We start from the raw sequence: 19,774 nt of genomic DNA, 5'->3' as shown, positions 1-19,774 counted from the left end.
TGGAGGGGACCTGCGGCGCCGGTTCAACTCATCGGCGCGGCCAGGCAGCTTCGCCGCTTCACACGGTGCTGCCGCGCAGGCCCTCCAAGGTCGCGGCCGTGCCCGGCAGTTCGGAGCGCGCGGGCGCTTCGAGTCCGTCCAGGAAAAGCTGCAGATGGCGATGGGCGAAGTGGTCGATGTTCAGGCACGCGGTGCCCGGCAGCGGCCGGCTGAGCTGGGAGAGAGCCACGAGAAGATCTCCGACGGCGACGTCGGCGCGGAGTCGGCCCGCTTCATGTGCGCGCTCGAAGAGGCCGTCGACTGCCGCTTCGAGGCGTACCTGCTCATGGGCCAGATCGGGATAGTGCTTGTCGAAGGACCCGGTGAGCAGCGGACACAGCGCCCCGATCCGTTCGTCGGCGGCCGCGTGGGTGAAGCGCCGCAGCGCCTCGAACGGGTCCGCCTCCTCGGCCGCCGCCTCGTGCGCCCGCTGCGTCGTGCGGGCCAGGACGAAAAGGACGACCTCGTGGATGAGGGTGTCGCGGTCGGGGAAGTGCCGGTAGAGCGTGGCATTGCCGACACCCGCTCGGCGGGCGATGTCATCGAGCGGGACCTCGGGCCCGAACTCGACGAACATCTCGCGCGCGGCCGTCACGATCCGCTCCCTGTTCCGCAGGGCGTCCGCCCGCGGCCGGGGAGAGCGGCGCGCTTCGGTGTCGGCGGCGGGGCTCACGGCTCCACTTCCTCTCGTGTCTTGCTCGTGTCGCTACGTACATCACATGTAGTCGCTACGTAACCGGGGACCTCTTCCCCGTTTCGCGGGGACACGAGTTCAAACGGGGAAACGATCCCCGGTTATTTCCCACCTCGAATGTGACCTGCATCACATATCCCTCGCGAGAAATACCCACGATCGGCCCACCCGGCGGGCGCCCCGCCACCACCCGTCACAGGCTGATCGCACTGAGTGCAGCCAGGGCCCGGCCTGCTGCCGCGGACCCGAAGGCGATTGCATGCAGTCAACACGCCAGCGGATACGCAAAACCGGCAGCTCCCGCCGCATCTGCGCGCTCGGCGCCCTCGCCGCTCTCGCGCTCGCCGCGCTCACCACGGCGAGCGCCACTCTCCCCTCCCCCACCCGGGCATCGGCCGGGCCGGTGGCAGGCGCCGACAAGACCGCGCTCGGGCCCTGCCGCATCGCGTCCACGCTGGGGGTCCAGATGTCAGAGGGTGTGCCGACCCCGTCGGGCTACTCCCGCTCCACAGGCGTCGTCCGCGCGCTCAACCTGATGATCGACTTCCCGGACGCGCAGGGTACGGGCCGGGCGATGGACCGGCTCGCGGAGTTCTTCCCGCAGACCGCCGACTGGTTCCGGACCAGTTCGTACGGACGCCTCAGCTATCGCGCGCACGCCCCGATCACCGGCTGGCTGCGGATGCCGATGCCGTTCGCCGCGTACGGGATAGAGCGCGGCTCGCCCTATGAACCGGGCTACCGCCGGCTCGCCCAGGACGTAGTGACAATGGCCGACCCGAAGGTGGACTTCAGCGCGTACGACCTGGTGAACGTCCTGGTCACGCCCAACGCCGGGCCGTCGGCGCTGGACACCGTGCTCTCCGTGACCTTCTCCGGCAATGACGAGGCCCCGCTCGCGGACGGCGTGCCGCTCGCCAACACGTCCTTCGTCTACAGCCGCCAGGACGATGGTTCGGGGTCGTACGCCGAGACGGGCTATCGCGTACTGCCCCACGAGAACGGCCATGTCTTCGGCCTGCCCGACCTCTACACCTCCGAAGGCGCGGGCGCGGTCGGCCACTGGGACATCATGTCCGAGGACTGGGGGGCCAACAACGATCTGCTGGGCTGGCACAAGTGGAAGCTGGGCTGGCTGGACGCCGGCCAGATCGGCTGCGCGTCCGGGCCCGGCAGCACGGAGTACGCGCTGACGCCGCTCGCGGTCGCGGGCGGCGCGAAGATGGCGATCATCCCGCTCACCAAGAACGCGGGGTACGCGGTGGAGGTGCGCACCCGGGCGGGCAACGACGATGCCGTGTGCGCGCCGGGCGTGCTGATCTACCGCGTGCAGTCCGACGTGGACACCGGGCAGGGTCCGGTGTCGGTCTCGGACAGCAAGCGGAACAGCGGGGGCTGCACCCGGCGTCCCAATGTGCACGCGGAGCTGTCCGACGCGCCGTACCGGCCGGGGCAGTCGTTCGTCGACCAGCAGAACGGCGTCCGCATCGCGGTGATCGGGGAGGAGCCGGGCGGCACCTACCGGGTGCGCGTCACGCGTTCCTGAAGAGCCGCTCCTGCGACACCTGTCGCTGTACGGGGATGCGGAGCTCGCGCTTGAGGATCTTCCCGGTCGGATTGCGGGGCACGGGCTCGTCCCGTACGAGGACATGAGCGGGCACCTTGAAGGCGGCCAGGCTCTTGCCGGCGTGCGCCCGCAGCTCGTCGACGGTGACCGTGGCCCCGGCGCGCAGCTGCACCACGGCCGCCACCTCCTCCCCCAGCACCGGGTGCGGGACGCCCAGCACGGCGGCGTCGGCGACGTCCGGGTGGTCGTGCAGGACCGCCTCCACCTCGACGCAGTACACGTTCTCGCCGCCGCGGATGACCATGTCCTTCAGCCGGTCGACGATGCTGACCAGCCCGTCGCGCACGGTCGCGAGATCGCCGGTCCTGAACCAGCCGTCGTGGAACGCGGCGGCGGTCGCGTCCGGGTCGTTCCAGTAACCGCGTACGAGCGCCTGTCCGCGCAGCCACAACTCACCGACCTGCCCTTCGGGCAGTTCATGACCGTCCGGCCCGGCGATCCGCACCTCGGTGGCGGGGGTCGGCCGCCCCACGCTCTGCGGGTTCTCCCGGTACCCGGCGCCGAAATTGGCGAACACGCCACCGCTGGTCTCGGTCAGCCCGTAGCCGTTGCGCGGCTCGATCCGCCGCCCGTAGCGGGCCGTCAGCCGGGCCACGAGAGCGGGCGGGGCCGCGGCCCCGCCGGTGTTGAGATGCGTGAGCGTCTCAAGCTCCGCCCCGGTCCGCTCGGCGGCGTCGAGCAGCTGGAGCGCGGTGGTCGGCACCCCGGAGTAGTGCGTGACGCGGTGCCGCTCGATCAGCGCGAGGGCCGCGTCGGCGTCCCACTTCCGCATCAGTACGAGCGCCCCGCCGGCCGCCATCGTCGAGTACAGCGTGGTGAACGCGGCCACATGGAAGAACGGGAACGTCATCAGCACCACCGGCGCGGGCCCCTGCCCCGGCATCACCCCGCGCGCGAGGGCGGAAGCGGCGGCGTAGAACCGCGGATTGTGCGCGGCCCCGGCCTGCGCGAGCTGAGTGGCAACGGCGCCCTTGGGCCGTCCGGTGGTCCCGGAGGTGTAGATGATGGTGGCGTCGTCCTCGGCCCGCACCTCGACGCCGGGCGGCGCGGCGAGCGGATCGGGGACCTCGAAGTCCTCGTACCGCTCCACCCCCGCGCCCGGCGCGGCTACCCGGTCAGAGTCTTCCGGGTGAACGTCCTGCCCACGACCGTCTTGCCCGTGAAAGACGACGACCGGGACATCGGCCCGCCTGCGCCAGGCGTCGACCCGCGGCAGCCGCTCCCCGTCCACGAGCAGCACCCGCGGCGAACAGTCGTCGAGGGCGTACGTCAACTCGTCCTCGGTCCACCAGGCATTGAGCGGCACGGCCACCAGTCCCGCCAACTGGGCGGCCCAGAAGGCGATCTGCCACTCGGGGTGATTCCGCATCGCGACGACGGCCCGGTCGCCCGGCCGCAGCCCGTACACCTCGACGAACCGCCGGGCGAGCGCCGAGGCCGCGGCGAAGAACTCGCGGTAGCTGTACGTCCCCGTGCCGGCGACGAGGAACGGCTGGTCCCCGAACGCCCAGGTGGCCTCGACGAACTCCCGCAGCGTGCGCGGCCCGTCGGCGTAGAGCAGCCCGCCGTCCTCGCCCCGTACGACGGCGAAGGGCGCCCCGGGAGCAGCCAGTGCGGCTTCAGGACGGGTGGACGGATCGGGGTGCGGCACGGGTCGACCCTCTCTAAGCGCCTGCTCAATATCGGAGCGACGCTATGCCCGAGCCCCACCCTCGTCAACATCCGTGTACGGCCCATCCAGGCCGTCGGCCACGAGCATGCCGCCGGACTCCAGGCCGATGCGCACACCGAAGCCGCGACTGACCCGGGCGAGAGTCGCCCGCAGCCACTCAAGGTCTTCGTCCGACGCGTGCCTCAGCCGCATCCGCCGACTCTGCACGGCTGCCATCCGCACGTCGGCCGCCTTGCCGGTGTCCGGCTCCACCGAGACGAAATACAGCAGCCGCAGGTCGTCCCGGTACTGCTCGTAGCCGGTGATGCCTTCGTAGTCGTCGATGAAGTCGCCGCAGCCGTAGAGGACGAGCTTGCCGCGGTACAGCTCCAGCGGGCGGGGATGGTGCGAGGAGTGCCCGTGCACGACGTCGACTCCGCCGTCGATCAGCGCATGCGCGAAGCGGACCTGGTTTCGCGGGACGCCGTATCCCCAGTTGGAGCCCCAGTGGACGGAGGCGACCGCCACATCACCCGGCCGTTTCACCTGCCGTACGCGGTGGACGACCGAGGCCGCCGCGGCGTCCGACGGCTCCGCCAGGAAGTCGACCCCGGCCCGGTCCTCGCCCGCTGCCCAGCTCCGCGGGATGCCGCTGGACGACATCCCGAAGGAGAAGACGAGGACCCGCGCGCCGCCCTGGACGGCGACGACGGCGGGCCGCCGCGCCTCGTCCAGGTCCCGCCCGGCGCCCACCGCCCGCAGGCCCGCGCCGGCCAGCGAGTCGAGCGTCTCCTCCAGCCCCCGGCGACCGAAGTCCAGCACGTGGTTGTTGGCCAGCACACAGGCGTCGGGCCGGGCCGCGACCAGGCAGGGAAGGTTGGCCGGGTGCATCCGGTAGTGCACTTCCTTGCCCGGCGCGAAGTCGTTGCTGCGCGTGACGCTGGTCTCCAGATTCACCACCCGGGCATCGGGCGCGGCCTCGTCGAGCATCCCCAGCGCGTCCCCCCACGGCCAGGAGTGCCCGGCCGGACGCGGGATCGGCCCGTTCACCGCCTCCGCCAACTCCACATAGGACCGGGCGTCCGCGGTGTACCGCTCCCACAGGGCGGGGTCGCCGGGGTGCGGGAGGATCTGGTCGACGCCACGGCCGAGCATGACGTCACCGCAGAGGAACAGGGTCACCACGTCCCCGCGCATGCTTCCACGCTAAGCCGCGCGGAACGCGACCGGAAACGACCGGAAAGAACCGGAGAGGACCGCGATCCACTACACAGCTGCGCACGTTCCTGGAGAACAACTCCTGAGGCACGCGTCCGTAGTGGGACCGAGATACCCGCGCACAAGGGCGCCCGGTGCGTTGCGTCAGAGAAAGAGGAACTGACAAAACCCCATGTCGACAGAAGACACCACGTCGCTCACCAAGCAGCCGGCCGATCCCGTGCCGCAGGCAGCCGACACGTCCAAGGGCCGCTGGCGCGGGCTGCTGACCAACCGGGACTTCATGATCGTCTGGGGCGGGTTCACGGTCTCGTCGCTGGGCACGGCCCTGTCCAATCTGGCCGTGCCGATTCTCGCGCTCGGTCTCTCCGGCTCCCCCACGATGGCCGGTCTCGTCGGAGCGGCCAGGCTGGCCCCCTATCTGCTCCTGAACCTGCTGGCCGGTGTGTTCATCGACCGCTGGGACCGCCGCCGGGTGATGATCGTCGCCGACGTGGGACGCTTCGCCGCGCTGGCGACAATCCCTGTCGCCTACGCCTTCGACAGCCTGACGATCGCGCACCTGGCCGCTGTGGCCTTCCTCGAAGGGGTCGGACACGTCTTCTCGGCCATCTCGCACCTGTCCGCCCTGTCGAAGCTGGTCCCTTCGAACCAGCTGGCCTCCGCCAACGCCCTGAACGAAGTGGCCGATTCGGCCGCCGGTGTCGGCGGGTCCGCGCTCTCCGGCGCGCTGATCGGCCTGGCCAGGAACTCCACTGTCGGCGCGATCTACAGCTATGCCGTCGACGCGGTCACGTACCTGATCTCAGGCGCTTCCCTCCTATTCGTGCGCAAGTCCTTCCAGGAGGAGCGGTCGACCGACGAACCCAGTTCCGTGCTGGCCGACCTCAAGGAGGGCATGTCCTTCCTCTGGCACCAGCGCCTGCTGCGCCTGCTCATGGTGATGGTCACGCTGATCAACTTCTTCCAGGCCCCGCTCAACCTGGCCACCATCGTCCTGGCCACCGAGGATCTGGACATCAACGCCGGCCTGATCGGTCTGATCCTTGCCGCAGTCGGTCTCGGTACGGTGGCGAGCGCGCTGGCGGCGTCGTGGCTGCGAGAGCGTGTCGCCTGCGCTCGATGGCGCTGGGATCCGTCTTCCTTTGGGCGGTCGCGGCGGCCATGATGGCGAGCGCGCCGTCGATCATCCTGCTCACGGCTGGTCTGCTGATCACCAACCTGCTGTGGCCGATCTTCGCCGTATCCCTGGTCACCTACCGGCTCTCGGCCACCCCCGACCACCTTCAGGGCCGGGTCAACAGCGCCTTCCGTACATTGTCGTTCGGCGTGGAGCCCCTGGGCCTGGCCCTCGGCGGCGTCCTGATTGCCTCGCTGGGCCCGCGCTCACTGTTCTGGGGAGCCGCAGCCGGCATGATCGTCATCCTCGTCGGCAGTGTCTGGGCCTGGAGCAGGATGCCTGCGACGGAGGAGCCGGCTACCGGACTGTAAGAAGGCAGGGCCTCTTGGTAGCCCGTGGGTGCGAATCCGTCCGAGCGGCACCAGAAGGCCCTGTTGTCGCAGTTCTCCGCGGTTGCGTCCGTGGACTTCAACTCGGCCGCCCGCACAAGCGGGTCCCAGCCCACGGAGCGAGCGCCGCTCTGCTCATCTACATCGGCTGCGCCTCAGCAACTCCGTCACCCGCGAACTCCGTCACCCGCGCCATGATCGACCTCACGCCCAAGGCATGACGCCCCTGCCCCCTGCCGCACCCACCATGAGGTGCCAGGAGCCCTAGATCGCGGATGCGGATCAAGCACCACCCGCTACACTGACCGCGGTGGCCCGGCCTCACAACCAGGCCTCCGTACTCTGCCGGTAAGCCCGTCTGGATCATCGCGTCTACCTGGACCGACTCTCAGACACGTTCTCCGGCAGATCCCCGCCTTCGTAGCTCAGGGGATAGAGCACCGCTCTCCTAAAGCGGGTGTCGCAGGTTCGAATCCTGCCGGGGGCACAGTGTCTGACCAGCGCGTTTTACCTCTCCAGGGTAGGCGCGCTGTTTGTCGTAGCCATGGCATTAACCATGAATAGGTTCCAGAACCATGGCGACCAAGACATCCAAGCGACGTCAGCGCGGCAGCATCCGCCCCAACGGGGCCGGCTTCCAGGTCCGGGTGTACGCGGGACGTGACCCGCTCACGAAGAAGGACCTCTATCTCCACGAGCAGGCAGAGACAGAGCCCGAGGCGGAAAAGGTGCGGACTCGGCTTCTCCACCAGGTCGACGAGAAGCGTCACCCCAAGAGGCAGGTGACCATGTCGTTCCTGCTCGACCGGTGGCTCGGCATCGCCGAGCTCGATGAAGACACCTCGTACGAGCGGGCCGAGGGCATCATCCGAAACTACCTCAAGCCGACGTTCGGCGACCTGAAGGCTGGCAAGCTCAGCGCCGAAATGCTCGAGCTGTTCTACTCACGGCTGCGGAAGTGCCGCGAGCAGTGCGACGGCCGGCGCAACGGCAAGCCCGACCCGAAGACCAAGGAGAAGCACGTCTGCCAGCCACTCTCCGCAAACTCCGTCCGCAAGATTCACTTCATCCTGCGCCCCGCGCTCGACCGCGGCCTGCGCTGGGGCTACGTGACATCAAACGTCGCGGCCCTCGCCGAGCCACCCTCCCAGCCCAAGCCGAACCCCGACCCGCCGACTCCCGAAGAGGCGGTCCTCGTTCTCAACACGGCCTGGCAACGCGATCTGGACTGGGGAACGTTCCTGTTCATGACGATGGTCACCGGCTCACGTCGCGGCGAGATGTGCGCGCTGCGCTGGTCGCACATCAACCTCGACCGGCTGGAGCTCTCCGTCAAGCACTCCAACAACGGCCGCCGGATCAAGGACACCAAGACACACCAGAGCCGCAAGCAGGCCATTGACGTCATCACACGCTCCGTCCTGGCCGCCCACCGCGAGCGCGCCGAAGAGCGCTGCAAGGCACTCGGCGGCGAACTCGCCCGCGACTCCTTCGTGTTCTCCGGCGAAGCCGACAGCTCCACCCCGCTCGTCCCGTCGACCGTCAGCCAGCGATACCGCCGCCTCGCCGAGAAGCTGAGGATTCATACCCACCGCCTGAAGGATCTGCGCGCGTACAACGTGACCGAGCTCCTGGGCGCCGGTGCCGACGTACGAACCGTCGCCGGCCGCGTCGGCCACGGCGGCGGAGGCGCGACCACGCTGAAGTACTACGCAGCCTTCCTGGCCACCTCCGACCGCCAGGCCGTCACCGCCTTCGCCAAGCAGTTGCCGGTGCCGGACGGACTGCTCGCCGAGCAACCAGTAATTACCGTCATCAATGGACTGCGCCTGGTCTGCGAATGTGGCAACGAGTCGTTGTGGGCGATGCTCGTGGTCACCGCGGACGGAGCCGAGGCCCTGTGCGGTCAGTGCGAGGTATCAGTCGTTGCCCGCCCGGACACGGACGTGGGGCCTATCGGCCGCACCATCAGGATGGAAGCAGTTCCGCCTCGCGAACTCGCCCCCTGGGAGACGATCGCCCAGGAGCTCGGGGACGCCATCAAAGACGGCACCATGCTCCCCGGCGAGGACGTCCCCACCGTCGGCGACATCGCGCAGGCTCACGGCGTTTCGGTTGGCACCGCGCACCGCGCCTTCACCCAGCTGAAAAAGGACGGGCTGATCGAGGTCAGCCGGGGCCGCCGGGCCGTTGTCCGCCCACTCCAGGAGACAGCCGGCAGGGCTGTGTAGGCCAGCTTTTCGTGCCCAGGTTGGGGGTAGCTGGGCCGGGCGAAGTGCCGTGGCCCGGCTACCTGGTGTCAGAAGCCGTATCTCAACCGAACTTGATCGTTGGTTCCTGCTGGTCAGGCATGGTTTCGCTCGGGGTGAGGGAGGCATGCGACGTCTTGTTTCCGCTTCGTGGTCGAGGGGTGCGCGGTGGCGTCGGTGCTGGGAATGCTGGAGGCGCGAGAGGCGGCTGCCCGGGTGCGGGTGGAGGGTCTGCGGGAGGAAACCGCCCGGGTTGCCGAGATGTTGGAGGCAGCCGAGATCGAGCTGGATCGGCGGGTGATCGCGCGGGAGGAGCTGGTCGAGGCCCTGGCCGTCTGTGCGGCCGAGACCACGGCCGCGACCGTGGCGGAGGAGGAAACGGCACCCTCGCTCGCGCCGGTGCCAGGCTCGACGGTGCCGCCCTGGCGGGACGGGCTGCCGGTGACGGTTCTGGCGCCGGACTATCAGCGGATTCTGGGCGTGCTGGAAGAGCGGCGGGGAGCGGGGCAAGGACCACTGCGCGCCAAGGAGATCGCGGTGAAGCTGGGCCTTGAGACGACGTCGGCGAAGGTCGAGGGGGTGCGGTCGAAGGCCAGACGTCTGGTGGAGCGTGGGTGGCTCCTCCTGGAGGCGTCGGGGGCATTCAGTGCCGGTCAGCGGCCCTTGGCCGTGCCAGACGCCGGCTCATCCGTGTGACCATCGACCACTGGATCATCGCCTCGCTGTTCTCCGGTCGTGTCTCGTAGTCCCGGGCCAGACGGCGGGAGTTCAGCAGCCACGCGAACGTGCGCTCTACCACCCACCGCCTCGGTAGCATCACGAATCCCTCCATGTCGTCGGTGCGTTTGACGATCTCCAGGGTCAGTGCGAGTTTCTGACGGCACCAGTCGACGATGCCGCCGGTGTAGCCGCCGTCGGCCCAGACGAGGGTGATGTCGCGGTGCAGGCGGCGCAGCCGCCCCAGCAGGCCCACGGCGGCGTCCCGGTCGCCGATTTTCGCGGCGGTGACCGCCACGACCAGGAGCAGGCCCAGGCAGTCGGTCACGATGTGCCGTTTGCGGCCCGCAACCTTCTTCCCGCCGTCATAGCCGCGTGAGGCGGCAGGCACCGAAGCCGCGGCCCGCACCGACTGCGCGTCGATGATCCCCGCGCTCGGCTCCGCCTCATGGCCCTCGCGCTCACGGACCCGACCGCGCAGCCGGTCATGGAACTCCGCGATCAACCCGTGCTCGCGCCAGCGGCGGAAGAAGGCATAAACCCGGCCCCAGGCTGGGAAGTCCGCGGGCATCGCCCGCCAGGAGATCCCGCCCGCGACCAGGTAGCGGACCGCGTCGAGCATCTGACGGTGGCAGTAGCCCTCGGGCTGCCCGCCCCTGCCCTGAAGCCAGGCCGGCATCGGCAGCAACGACCGCACGGCCGTCCACTCCGCGTCCGTCATGTCCGACGGATACCGGCGTACCCGGTCCGGATGATCGGCCGCATTCCCGTACACGTGCGCGAGACAATCGCACGACACGGCAGTCGAGTTGAAGGCAACGGGCACGGGCGCGTACAACAACGACAACAGGGCCTCCCGGCATTGCTCGGTTCGATTCGCATCCCCGAGCTACCGAGAGGCCCTGCCTTCATGCGCGTACAGCCCGCAAACCACCCGATCAGGGCCCCCGTTCGACCCGCACACCCCAAGATCGGTTGAGATACGGCTTCTCAGGTCAGGACGATGGCCGTGGGTTGAGCCGCAGCAGGGCAGTTCCGAAGTGCAGTTCGCACTCCGCGCCGACAAGCGCTGCGGTGAGGCCATGCATGCCCGCACGGGGATGCATCACAGCCGCTACCAGATCGTCTGGGTGAGGCCACGGCCCCCGGGTGAGCTGCCAGGTGCCTCCAGCCACGTCCAGTCGGCGGGGGTGTTGCCGCCAGGAACTGCCGTCACCGGAACCTGGTCCGGCTGACGACACCAGGGCCGCCAACAACCGCTTGGCCCGCCTACTGCGCACTGGGCATTCTCACTCCTCGTCGCTGCGCTCCAGGACCAAACCGACGGACCCGCCCTCCAGACCATTGCTGTCTTCGAGGTGCCGGTGACTTCCTTCGGGAACGCACGAGCAGATGCCCGGCAAGCGTCCTGAAGCCCGGGGCATTCGCTTCGATGACGGCCTCTCCCCCGAGGTCCTGCACCTCGATCTGTGCGTCCCCTCCCACGTGAACGGACCATGCGCACCCAGTGACCTTTGCCAGGGCCGCCCCGCACTCCGTGGGCCCGTCCCGCCGACCTGGCGGGGCGGGCCCATCGGGGTCCGCAGCCTTCCTGCAACCTTCCGCCGTCCCCGCACGGGTGTCGCGGTCTACTCAGGCATTATCGATAACCACTCTATTGGGTGGAACTCGCCGATTTTGAGCTGGAATCAGTCATTCCGAGGGTGCGCGGGATTCAGAGCGAGGTGTTCTTGTAGCTCTCGATGACGGAACTGGTACGCAATGCCAGAGATTCGAAGAATCCCTGCGGAATAGCACCATTCCAGGAAAGGAAGTAGCCGCAGTGGCAGGTGTCCACGTTTCCGCCATGTGAATCGAACATAGCGATAGCCTAGCGAGTTTTGCAGTTTCTTCGCAAAACCTCCAACTAGGATAGCCGACAGGAGTCCGGACGTAATTCCTATGACCTGCTCGTCCGCTCCCCATCTATCCGCCAGGCGAATGGAAAGAAGCCAACCCAGGGCACCCACGAGCGCGCTGACCGGACAGAGGAGTACTTCCATGGCGAGACGCTTGCGCAACACAGAGCGGGGTGAAGTCGGGGGTTTTTTGCTGAATATCGTGATTGAAATTACGTATGCCGCCAGGAGCGACCAGATTGGACCTACGCCAGCTACCACCGGCCAACCGTTTGTCTTTTCGTTGCCCGGGCGCCCCCACCCTCCCCAGTTAATTACCGACCTTACGATTACAGCCAGTACCAGCATGTGCATGAATGACGCGAAGGTGAAAAGGAACGTCAATATTAGCGGTGCCCACCATTTGCGGAAATGCAGTGGATTCCCTTCCGGCCAGTTTTCGTATTCACCTCTCTCCCGAGCGCAGGATATGGCGAAAAGGAGAAGTGTCGCGGCGAAGACGATTAGCGCGTCGGCGTGGGAGCGGAAGTAGTAGGAGCCGACGAGCGCTCCTATGGACAGGAACGCTAGCCAGAATCCCAGGGCGTAGCTGATGAGAGAAGGGCGGCGGGGTAGAGCAATTGGCCACAGCTCGTGCGGGATGAGGTCGGTAGACGACAGAGGGCGTCCTGCAACCTGAGGTACTGGATGCGTAGCGTTTTGCTGGAGGTAGACAGCGAGGGTAGCCAGATGACGCCACACCTGCTCAGGGCTGTATTGAGAGACGGTCGTCTGGCCGTCTCCTCGCGCGTTCTGTCCGCTCGCGGTGTGAGCAGTTACTGCGGCAGTTATGAAGCGGTTTAGGAGAAACCTGTGCAATGTGCCAGCGTTACACATTGCGATTATTCTGTTCGGGTCTTCTTTAGGATTGCCAGTAGCGTCCGTTTCCTGGAACACGATGGTGGCCATCGTTAGGCGCCAGGGAGTGTCCAGGGCGCGCACCAGTGGTCCATTGTGCGTGACTTCGTTCAGCACGCGTCGCCAACGAACTATGTCCCGATCCGGAATTCTGTGCAGCAGGTACGCAGATATCGTGGCCGCGGAAAGGCGCTGGATCTCCAGCCAAGCAACCTTCTGCGGATGAGCCCGTGATGCAACTAGGGCCTCATACACAGGGCGGCGGCAAGTGACAATGACGGGAGCCGGCGTCCGGCCTGCGCTGTAACGATCCAAGGCCCGCATCAGCTTGGCAGCCCGCGAAGTGTGGCTTACCTGAGTCGCGTCCTCCATCTCGTCTACACCATCAATAACAGGTATTATCAATTTCTCGTGTACCAGATAGTCGATTACATGGACAGGCAGCCGATACACCTGCCGAAGATGAGTCCTCAGCCATACTGCGATCTCGTCTCCCTTCCAGGAGGCAGCGGACAGCCGTACAGGTACCGCTTCACCCGGTGCACGTCCTTGGCGTGACGGGGTAGTCCCGCTAGCGGCAGTCGATTGCTCCCTAGTGAGCTCCACGATCAATGCGACGGCAAGACATGTCTTGCCGCTACCCGCATCCGTTGCTCCGGAAGGAGGAAGTGAAGTACCGGGGCCCTGCCCCGTGATCACTAGCCGCCGAGGCGAAGACGTGCGGTAGAACTCGACAAGGTTCTCTAGACTTCCTCCTGTACTCGATGCAACGACCCCATTGCCACTGCGTAGCTGGAACTTTGTATCGATGGGCTGAAACGACGCCTGAACCCCACCCATCAATTTTGTGAACTGCTTGTCTTCCTCTTGATGTACGAGCGCGGCCAGTCTCCGCGTCGCCTGCTCAGGTACTACGGCCTGATTGTGTAGTCCGGCCGCCGCGACTCGTAGGCCGGCGACTGCAACCGCCAGTCCAACCGTCGCTAAGCCGGCGTTCAGCGCGCCAGTCTTGTCGGGTTTCCCTAGTGAACCGCTGAGGAACACCCATGCGATCAGCCCAACACCGGTCAAACATGTCATCACGCCACGTACGGTCAGCCCGTACTTGGCCAGCCCCGCCCCTTTATACACACGCAGATGCTTCCCGATCTGTTACTGGACACACCTCTGCGGAGGGCGCGCACCCTGGAGCCCCAGACTGCGTCAAGCGGGTAACTGTCAGTCGCTCAGGAAGCGGTCAGCGGAACGAGCCCACCAGAATCGCGGCTCGGGCCTCGAGGCTGATGACGATCTCATCTAGGAGGGATTCGTCGAGGAATTCCTGGCCGCTGCCCATCGCTTCCTGCATCATCCTCGATCCCGGTCGGGCTGTCAGTAGACGCTGGTTCCCTTCGATGTCGCCGAAGTGGTCGACGAAGGCCTGCATCTGGGGGCCGGGTGGAGTAGCGGAAGGGCTCCCCTTCGATCAGATCGAAACGATGTGCAGTCTCGGCATTCGAGACGGCGCACGTGCAGGACACTGGGGGGATGAGCGCGCCGATAGTCGTCCATCCTCGGCCAGTTGGGGCCGGCGGGTGACGGTGAGCCGCCACGGCAGGGACGAGATCCTCGGCCTCGCGCATTCGGACCACGACCTCATCGTGTTCCTCGAAGCAACTGGCGTGCTCGATGCGGAACGGGTGATTGACGATCCGACTTGGGTCGAGTGGCGCGGCGGCCGCGCCCACGAGTGGGACGCGGCCTGACCGCGGCTCATGCACCAAACGCGCTCAGCGCCTGGTGATCTTTTGTGAAAGTCTCTATTCCGTGCTGTCGGCGTTGGTCGTTGATGTCCCTGCGGCCTGACCGTCGCCGCGTCGTCGCCACAGGCGCCGTAGTGCGGCAGTAGTCAGGCTTACGAGGGCGCCGCTCAGGACGCTGACGGACAGATCGTGGATCAGTGACCCCATGAAGGCGTGGGTGCGCTATAGGGCCGGATCGCGCACCGCGCTCCTTGTTTGCGATGTCAGTGATGGAGAGGGGAGACGCTGGATCAGCCCCGGCCCGAAGCAGGTCCCAGCGAGTACGGCGACTTTGCGCTGTACATGCTGGCTTCTGTGCTTCGACGCTCAGGAAGACGAGACGCGAGAGATGCCCCCGGCGGATGCTTGCTCGCCCTGGCGTGGCCAGCTGATGCATCAACTACTTGCACCTGCCGTTGCGCGGCAGTGCGGACCCGCGTGATCACGGTCTGTCGTGAGAATGGTTCGCGGACTCCAGGGTGCTGGATCGTCACCAGAGTGGAGATCTCCACTGTGGTGAAACGCTTGTCGCAGACGTGGCACTGGCGGCGTCGCCTGATCGAGGTTCCGTCGCTGCTGAGCCTGAAATCGACAATGCTGGTGGGAGCCGCGCACGTTGGGCACTGCACGGGCGACTCCCTCCTTTGATGGCTGCCTGTAGACAGCGTAGAGCCGTTGGCGGCCCTGCGTGTGAGGATCGGTCTCCTCACGATGTCGTGACACCGTGCTCAGACGGTGCGTCGTCGTTGGACTCTGTCGTACGATCTAGATGTCACACGTGGACACTGGCCGTCTCGGTCTGGGGCCACGGCAAAAGACCTGACCCTGGGGGCAACCAGGATCAGGCCCCTTGCGTAGTGGCGCAGAGCTAGTGAGCCCGGCCGTCTACGTCTCGGCCGGGCTCATTGCTGAGCTCACGCCGTACGTCCGGAACCACCATCCGTCCTCTCAGAGGACGTTCTCCACCACCCACTTGACGATGAGCGCTGCCACCGGCAGCCAGTCCATGAGGACCTGCCGTATCGACAGGCGCTTCTCGTCTGGCTGACGATCTTCAACAGGCGTCGTCACACCAACCTCCAAGTGGTCCGGAAGAAGCCCCGCATGGGGGCCTTCGCCGATGATCGGCGAAGAACGAGAGGGACCTCTCGAAGGAGTGCAGCCCAAGCATAGGCGCTGGCCACGTACTTGGAGCAGCGGGGACCACAACTTGTGGGCGGCAGACACAATCCAACCACTAGATCTGGGGTTGGACCGCCCTTTTCGCCCCCGGAGCGTGTCGCGTGGCGAGCGCAAATCGCGGACGGCGTGGGGCGGTGACACCCCGAAATCGCCGAAATTGCCCCCGCGCGATCACTCGACCGTACGTTTGGCGCAACCTTTCGAAAGCAACTACCACTGTCCAGCTAGGGAGACCATTCGAGAGGGGCCGACGTGACCACCACCGCATACAGTGCGCGAGATCGGCTAGGCCGTGGGCCTGTCCAGCACCTCCTCGGTCGCTCATCAGCTGATGGCGCTCTCGAGCGCAAGGGCTTCCTGCGCCGGGACCCCCATCGGCCCAAGGCCTACGAGGTGCGCGGCTCCGACCAGCCCAGCACCCAGCCGACGGACACCAGCGGCAAGCCCGCCGCGTCGTAGATCCCGCTGGTCGGCCGGATCGCGGCCGGCGGCCCGATCCTGTGAGGATCCGATCGGCGCGACCGAGCCCTACGGCGGGGACGATGGCGTGGTGCGGACGCTGGTCACCGAGCACGCCATCGCTGTGCTCCTGGTCGGGCAGATCTCCAAGACGCTGTCGGTGCTGCAGCTCAGCTATACGGGCTGAGAGACAAGCCCTCCGTCGGGTCATCGCCCTTGATGCTGTGGCCGCTGTGCCTGGAGCTGCAGGGCAGCGGCCCGGTTCTCGCTGGCGGACGCCTGCTCACTTCCTGTCACCGGTACATGGCGCTTCTCCGCTGACTTCCGCGCCTCCTCCATGCGGGCCAGCAACTGCTCGTAGTGCGGGCTAAGTTCGAGCGCCGTCGGAGCTGAGGTCGAGGCTGCTGCACGCGCTCTTTGAATGTTGCGTTCGACGTCGGCGCGGGCGCGATCGCCCTCCTGGTGCAACTCCTGCAGCACCGCTGGGGCTGGTGGCTCGTGCAGGAGGTCTGACACCATGCCGTCCGGCCGCGACTGCCCAAGGAACCGTGCGAAGGCGCGGATGGCACGCTGCAGGAGCTCCTTCTCGCTGCGTGCCTCGCCTAGTTGGGCCTGGATCTGCTCGTTCTCGATGGCGGCCAGCGGCAGCCACAGATGGTTCTGCTTCCTTGCTCGGGTGATGCCGGGGTAGGTCGCGAAAGCATTCGCCCCGAGTCCGTACATCAGTGACGTGTCGCAGGTCAGGCCCTGGCTCGCGGCGATCGTCATGGCGTAGCCGAGGGAGAGCGCGCCACCGACGACCTTCTCCGACTTCACCCAGGCCGACTCGTGGTCTGCTTGGTTCGAGGACTTGTCGCGCGCTCGCCAGCTGATCTGCACGTTGTGGTCCGCGTCGATCGCCGTGATGACGGCACGGTACCCGTTGAGCATGTCCGGGCCCTCGCCGCGTCGCGAGCGATAGTCGTTCTGGCGAACCCGGACAACGTCGCCGACCGCGAGGGTGAGGGCGCCACCGCCAGGCAGCGCGTACGTGTGCTCGGTGCCGAGTTCGCCGGCGGACCGGCGGATCTGCTGTGCGCCGAGATTGAGGGCGTCGACATCGCTGTTGCGTGCGGCCAGCACCGTCAGGTTGTCGATGAGGTCGTACGCGTCCGGCCACTGTCGCTGCCGTAGTTCGTCCCAGACGGTGAGGATCTGTGCGCGTGCCTCGTCGGCGGTCTCGGTGGGGTGGACCCGGTCACCTGCAGCGAGCATTCGCAGTGCGAGTTCGTGGTCACCCGTGCGCCAGATGTCCAGCGCGGCGCGTTCGGCGGCGTCCTCCTGGCGGCGGTTCTCGGTGAGCGTGAGTCCGTGGACCAGGCGGTGGGCCTCGCGGAACCAGCCGCCTGGACCGATCGCCTGCAGCTGCAGGTGGTCGCCGATCGCGACGACCTTCGTGCCGGTACGCGCGGCCTCGGTCAGCAATGCGGCCGCTGCCCGGTCGTCCACCATCGCCGACTCGTCGATGACCAGGACGTCGACTCCGTGCAGCCCGTTGCCGCGCTCGAGCTCGGTGAGCCAGGCCGCGACCGTCTTCGCCGGGATGCCCGACGCTTCATACAGGTTCTGTGCGGCGACCGCGCTCAGGCAGGCGCCCGCATAGGTGGTGCCGCTGTTGTCCCAGCCGATCCGGCACGCCTCCATCAGCGTCGACTTGCCCACCCCTGCGGGGCCTTCGACGGCATCGACGCCGTGGCCGGCGGTGAGGATCCGGGTCATGGCGGCCTTCTGTTCCTCGGACAGCGACCAGCCAACTGCCTTCTGGAACCGGTCGATCGCGTACGAGGCCCGTTCGTCGGTGAGCTTCGCCGTGCCGTCGTCGAAGCGGTCGAGGACCTGACGACGGACAACTCCCTCGGCGTCGAGGATGTCCTGGGTCGTGTAGCGGTCGATGGACGACATGACGGTGGACCCGAAGGACGGCACCCGCACCGCGTAGCCCTTGACCGCGAGGACCTGGTCGGCGAGTTGCTCCAAGCGGTCCGGATCGGCGTCAATGCCGTCCTCAAGTGCGTTGGCGACGGCCGCCAGGAGCTGCGCGAGGCTGAACGTCTTCTCGTGCGCGGTCAGTCCCGTCGTCGGGGCGAACACCACGGCGGCCAGCTCGTCCGGCGGCGGGATGCGCGGTCCGCCCCCGCGGCCATGGATACCCGCTCCGCCATCAGGGCCGGGCGGCCCAGGCGCAGCTTCGGCCACCATCGCGTCCACGTCGACGGCCATCGCCTCAGCACGCCGGCGCCAGGAGGCCCGCATCGTGCCCGCGTCGACGTCGAGCTTGTCCCGCTTCGTGGCCATGGACACCGCAGCCTTCTCCTGGCGACTCGCGTCAGCGCCGGCCTTCTCATCCACGAGCGCGGCCCGGCGGGAGAACGAATCGCGCAGCTCGGCGGGAATGCCCTGGATCTCCCAGGCGCCGGTGCGCTCGTTTTGCTCCCGCCGAACCCCGAACCGCTCGTAGGTAAGCGCCCGAAACCGCGCCTTGAAGTAGGCGTCGGCAGCGGAGGCGTGGCGGTGCAGGTCGTTGCCGGAGTTGGCGATGGACCGCCACTTGCTGTCCTCGCAAAAGGCGAGGTTGGCGATCACCAGGTGCAGATGAAGGTGGGGGTCACCGGGCTCTCCGGCCCGAACGGGCCGCGCGCTCTCGTGCACGACGATCCAGGCCATCAACCCACCAGTCGCAATCCGGATCAGCTCGCCGTCCTCGCTGCCGACCGCATAACCACACCACCGCTCCAGCTGCACGACGGTGTCGCGCGTGGCCTGGAGAGCCAGGGACCGCAGCTCTTCCGCGTGCAGTAGGCCGATGAGGCCATGCAGCAGACTGTCCGACTTCGGCAGATCGAGGACCATGTCCCAGCCGCGGACGCGTGCGTCGACGCGGCTGTCCTTGTGCGCCCATGCCTCGGCGAGCTCCTCTCCGCCGTAGATGTCGGTGAGGGAGAGGCCGGCCGCGCGGGCCAGCTTGTGCAGCGTCTCCACCTGCATCCGGTGCACATCGCCCTGGCGGTGCACCATCCGCTGCATGCGCTCCAGGACCCGTTGCTGGTTGGGCTTGCCCGCCAAGAGGACGGCGGGCTCAACACCCTTCTCCTCGCCCGCCTTTATGAGTGCGGCGACCGTACGGGCGGTGGTCAGCTGGGACTTCGGATGGGCTCGGGCTGAATTGCGCGAGCTGAGCAGCCGTGCCCCAGTTGCCGGGTGACAGGCGTTCATCAGCCGTCGCGCCGCGTCCTTGCCTTCCTCGTCCAGGACCTCGCCCTCGACCAGGCCGACCAGATGGAGGCCGGACCCCACCCACACCAGGGAGGTGCCACCCTCCGGGCGCAGGCGATAGTCAACTGCCTCGTCCCCTTCGTCGACGACGAGCGTCTTGTCGGTGGATGACTCGACCACGGCGCAGCCGGCCTGCTGCCGCAGCCTGTACTCGACTTGCTCGTCCGCGACGATCCTGGTCAGCCAAGCCACAGTGAGCCCCCTGCCGGGAGGGCCGTCTCTGTGTTTGTCCTCTGGGCTGTTGGGTTCCTACGGCGTGTGGATCGCTCGTGATCGAAGAGAGGGAGAGGACGAAGGGGATTACCCTCCCGGGTAATCCCAACCAGCCGGGGCAGCACGCCGGGCATCATGCGGCATCGCATATCGACTCGGGGCCCGCGCTCCGAAGTGAGCACCGACGCGCCCGGCGTTGCGGCTCGGCTTGTTCGAGAGCGGCAACCCTCGCCGCCAGGCCCTCAACCCTGCGGTCCAACTCATCCATGCGGGACAGGACTTCAGTCCACTGCTCACTGGGCATCATGATTACCTCCGGTCGCCCTTG

Annotated in this window: 15 protein-coding genes, 1 tRNA gene and 1 pseudogene; 8 read left to right on the top strand and 9 right to left on the bottom strand. The window is 67.2% G+C overall.

Features of this window, described 5'->3' with window-relative positions; genetic code table 11:
- Positions 1–58: 58 nt before the first annotated feature.
- Entirely contained in the window at positions 59–712 is a 654-nt protein-coding gene (locus tag ACFYWY_RS27670; protein WP_389190736.1) for a TetR/AcrR family transcriptional regulator, read from the bottom strand.
- 280 nt (positions 713–992) lie between these two features.
- Between ACFYWY_RS27670 and ACFYWY_RS27665 the strand changes: the two genes are divergently transcribed.
- Positions 993–2,279: a M6 family metalloprotease domain-containing protein gene (locus tag ACFYWY_RS27665; protein ID WP_389190735.1), complete on the top strand. Its 1,287-nt coding sequence runs from the start codon at positions 993–995 to the stop codon at positions 2,277–2,279.
- On the opposite strand, the gene ACFYWY_RS27660 is transcribed toward ACFYWY_RS27665, so the two are convergent.
- Together ACFYWY_RS27660 and ACFYWY_RS27655 are read right to left on the bottom strand one after the other, a co-directional pair.
- The gene (locus tag ACFYWY_RS27660) at positions 2,266–4,011 is read right to left on the bottom strand and encodes a class I adenylate-forming enzyme family protein (protein WP_389190734.1); all 1,746 of its coding nucleotides are present in this window, start codon (positions 4,009–4,011) and stop codon (positions 2,266–2,268) included. The two genes, ACFYWY_RS27665 and ACFYWY_RS27660, sit on opposite strands and share 14 nt — an antisense overlap.
- Positions 4,012–4,053: 42 nt before the next feature.
- A complete protein-coding gene (locus tag ACFYWY_RS27655; protein WP_389190733.1) occupies positions 4,054–5,208 on the bottom strand; it encodes a CapA family protein in 1,155 nt (384 codons plus the stop codon).
- Between the two features lie 193 nt (positions 5,209–5,401).
- Between ACFYWY_RS27655 and ACFYWY_RS27650 the strand changes: the two genes are divergently transcribed.
- From ACFYWY_RS27650 to ACFYWY_RS27630, 5 genes are all read left to right on the top strand, one after another.
- Positions 5,402–6,397 carry an MFS transporter gene (locus tag ACFYWY_RS27650; RefSeq protein ID WP_389190732.1) on the top strand — a complete coding sequence of 332 codons (996 nt, stop codon included), beginning with the start codon at positions 5,402–5,404 and terminating at the stop codon, positions 6,395–6,397.
- Positions 6,352–6,720, top strand: coding sequence for a hypothetical protein (locus ACFYWY_RS27645; RefSeq protein WP_389190731.1), 369 nt, complete (start codon positions 6,352–6,354; stop codon positions 6,718–6,720). Before ACFYWY_RS27650 ends, ACFYWY_RS27645 begins: the two co-directional genes overlap by 46 nt.
- A 432-nt stretch (positions 6,721–7,152) precedes the next feature.
- Positions 7,153–7,225 (top strand) — tRNA-Arg (locus ACFYWY_RS27640).
- 88 nt (positions 7,226–7,313) lie between these two features.
- The gene (locus ACFYWY_RS27635; protein WP_389190730.1) at positions 7,314–8,969 is read left to right on the top strand and encodes a tyrosine-type recombinase/integrase; all 1,656 of its coding nucleotides are present in this window, start codon (positions 7,314–7,316) and stop codon (positions 8,967–8,969) included.
- Between the two features lie 204 nt (positions 8,970–9,173).
- A complete protein-coding gene (locus ACFYWY_RS27630; RefSeq protein WP_389190770.1) occupies positions 9,174–9,683 on the top strand; it encodes a hypothetical protein in 510 nt (169 codons plus the stop codon).
- Here the strand turns inward: ACFYWY_RS27630 and ACFYWY_RS27625 are convergent.
- The 3 genes from ACFYWY_RS27625 to ACFYWY_RS27615 form a co-directional block, all read right to left on the bottom strand.
- Entirely contained in the window at positions 9,631–10,425 is a 795-nt protein-coding gene (locus ACFYWY_RS27625) for an IS5 family transposase (protein ID WP_389190729.1), read from the bottom strand. The genes ACFYWY_RS27630 and ACFYWY_RS27625 overlap by 53 nt on opposite strands.
- A 993-nt stretch (positions 10,426–11,418) precedes the next feature.
- Complete coding sequence (locus ACFYWY_RS27620; protein WP_389190728.1) at positions 11,419–11,565, bottom strand: hypothetical protein; 147 nt, start codon at positions 11,563–11,565, stop codon at positions 11,419–11,421.
- Positions 11,566–13,736: 2,171 nt separating this feature from the next.
- On the bottom strand, positions 13,737–13,925 hold the full coding sequence (locus ACFYWY_RS27615; protein WP_389190727.1) for a hypothetical protein: 189 nt from the start codon (positions 13,923–13,925) through the stop codon (positions 13,737–13,739).
- A 148-nt stretch (positions 13,926–14,073) separates the two neighbouring features.
- Here ACFYWY_RS27615 and ACFYWY_RS27610 point away from each other — a divergent pair, with 148 nt between their 5' ends.
- Positions 14,074–14,244: a hypothetical protein gene (locus ACFYWY_RS27610; RefSeq protein ID WP_389190726.1), complete on the top strand. Its 171-nt coding sequence runs from the start codon at positions 14,074–14,076 to the stop codon at positions 14,242–14,244.
- 287 nt (positions 14,245–14,531) lie between these two features.
- Here ACFYWY_RS27610 and ACFYWY_RS27605 read toward each other — a convergent pair whose 3' ends face one another.
- Complete coding sequence (locus tag ACFYWY_RS27605; RefSeq protein WP_389190725.1) at positions 14,532–14,909, bottom strand: hypothetical protein; 378 nt, start codon at positions 14,907–14,909, stop codon at positions 14,532–14,534.
- Between the two features lie 319 nt (positions 14,910–15,228).
- The gene (locus tag ACFYWY_RS27600; protein ID WP_389190724.1) at positions 15,229–15,351 is read right to left on the bottom strand and encodes a hypothetical protein; all 123 of its coding nucleotides are present in this window, start codon (positions 15,349–15,351) and stop codon (positions 15,229–15,231) included.
- 382 nt (positions 15,352–15,733) lie between these two features.
- On the opposite strand from ACFYWY_RS27600, the pseudogene ACFYWY_RS27595 reads away from it, so the two are divergent.
- Positions 15,734–15,918 (top strand): annotated as a pseudogene (locus ACFYWY_RS27595) (repressor LexA); the annotation flags it as partial.
- Between the two features lie 210 nt (positions 15,919–16,128).
- Here the strand turns inward: ACFYWY_RS27595 and mobF are convergent.
- Complete coding sequence (gene mobF / locus ACFYWY_RS27590) at positions 16,129–19,425, bottom strand: MobF family relaxase (RefSeq protein ID WP_389190723.1); 3,297 nt, start codon at positions 19,423–19,425, stop codon at positions 16,129–16,131.
- Between the last annotated feature and the right edge of the window lie 349 nt (positions 19,426–19,774).

It is taken from the genome of Streptomyces sp. NPDC002870 (assembly GCF_042888505.1).
Taxonomy (GTDB): Bacteria; Actinomycetota; Actinomycetes; order Streptomycetales; family Streptomycetaceae; genus Streptomyces.
The sequence above is the reverse complement of the archived record's forward strand: the minus strand, read 5'-3'. Positions and strand labels throughout refer to the sequence as shown.

Coding starts and splice junctions, on each gene's coding strand:
- ACFYWY_RS27650 (WP_389190732.1), top strand. CDS start 5,402: ATGTCGACAGAAGACACCACGTCGCTCACCAAGCAGCCGGCCGATCCC.
- ACFYWY_RS27625 (WP_389190729.1), bottom strand. CDS start 10,425: ATGACGGACGCGGAGTGGACGGCCGTGCGGTCGTTGCTGCCGATGCCG.
- ACFYWY_RS27635 (WP_389190730.1), top strand. CDS start 7,314: ATGGCGACCAAGACATCCAAGCGACGTCAGCGCGGCAGCATCCGCCCC.
- ACFYWY_RS27615 (WP_389190727.1), bottom strand. CDS start 13,925: ATGCAGGCCTTCGTCGACCACTTCGGCGACATCGAAGGGAACCAGCGT.
- ACFYWY_RS27630 (WP_389190770.1), top strand. CDS start 9,174: ATGCTGGAGGCGCGAGAGGCGGCTGCCCGGGTGCGGGTGGAGGGTCTG.
- ACFYWY_RS27665 (WP_389190735.1), top strand. CDS start 993: ATGCAGTCAACACGCCAGCGGATACGCAAAACCGGCAGCTCCCGCCGC.
- ACFYWY_RS27655 (WP_389190733.1), bottom strand. CDS start 5,208: ATGCGCGGGGACGTGGTGACCCTGTTCCTCTGCGGTGACGTCATGCTC.
- ACFYWY_RS27620 (WP_389190728.1), bottom strand. CDS start 11,565: ATGTTCGATTCACATGGCGGAAACGTGGACACCTGCCACTGCGGCTAC.
- ACFYWY_RS27645 (WP_389190731.1), top strand. CDS start 6,352: ATGGCGCTGGGATCCGTCTTCCTTTGGGCGGTCGCGGCGGCCATGATG.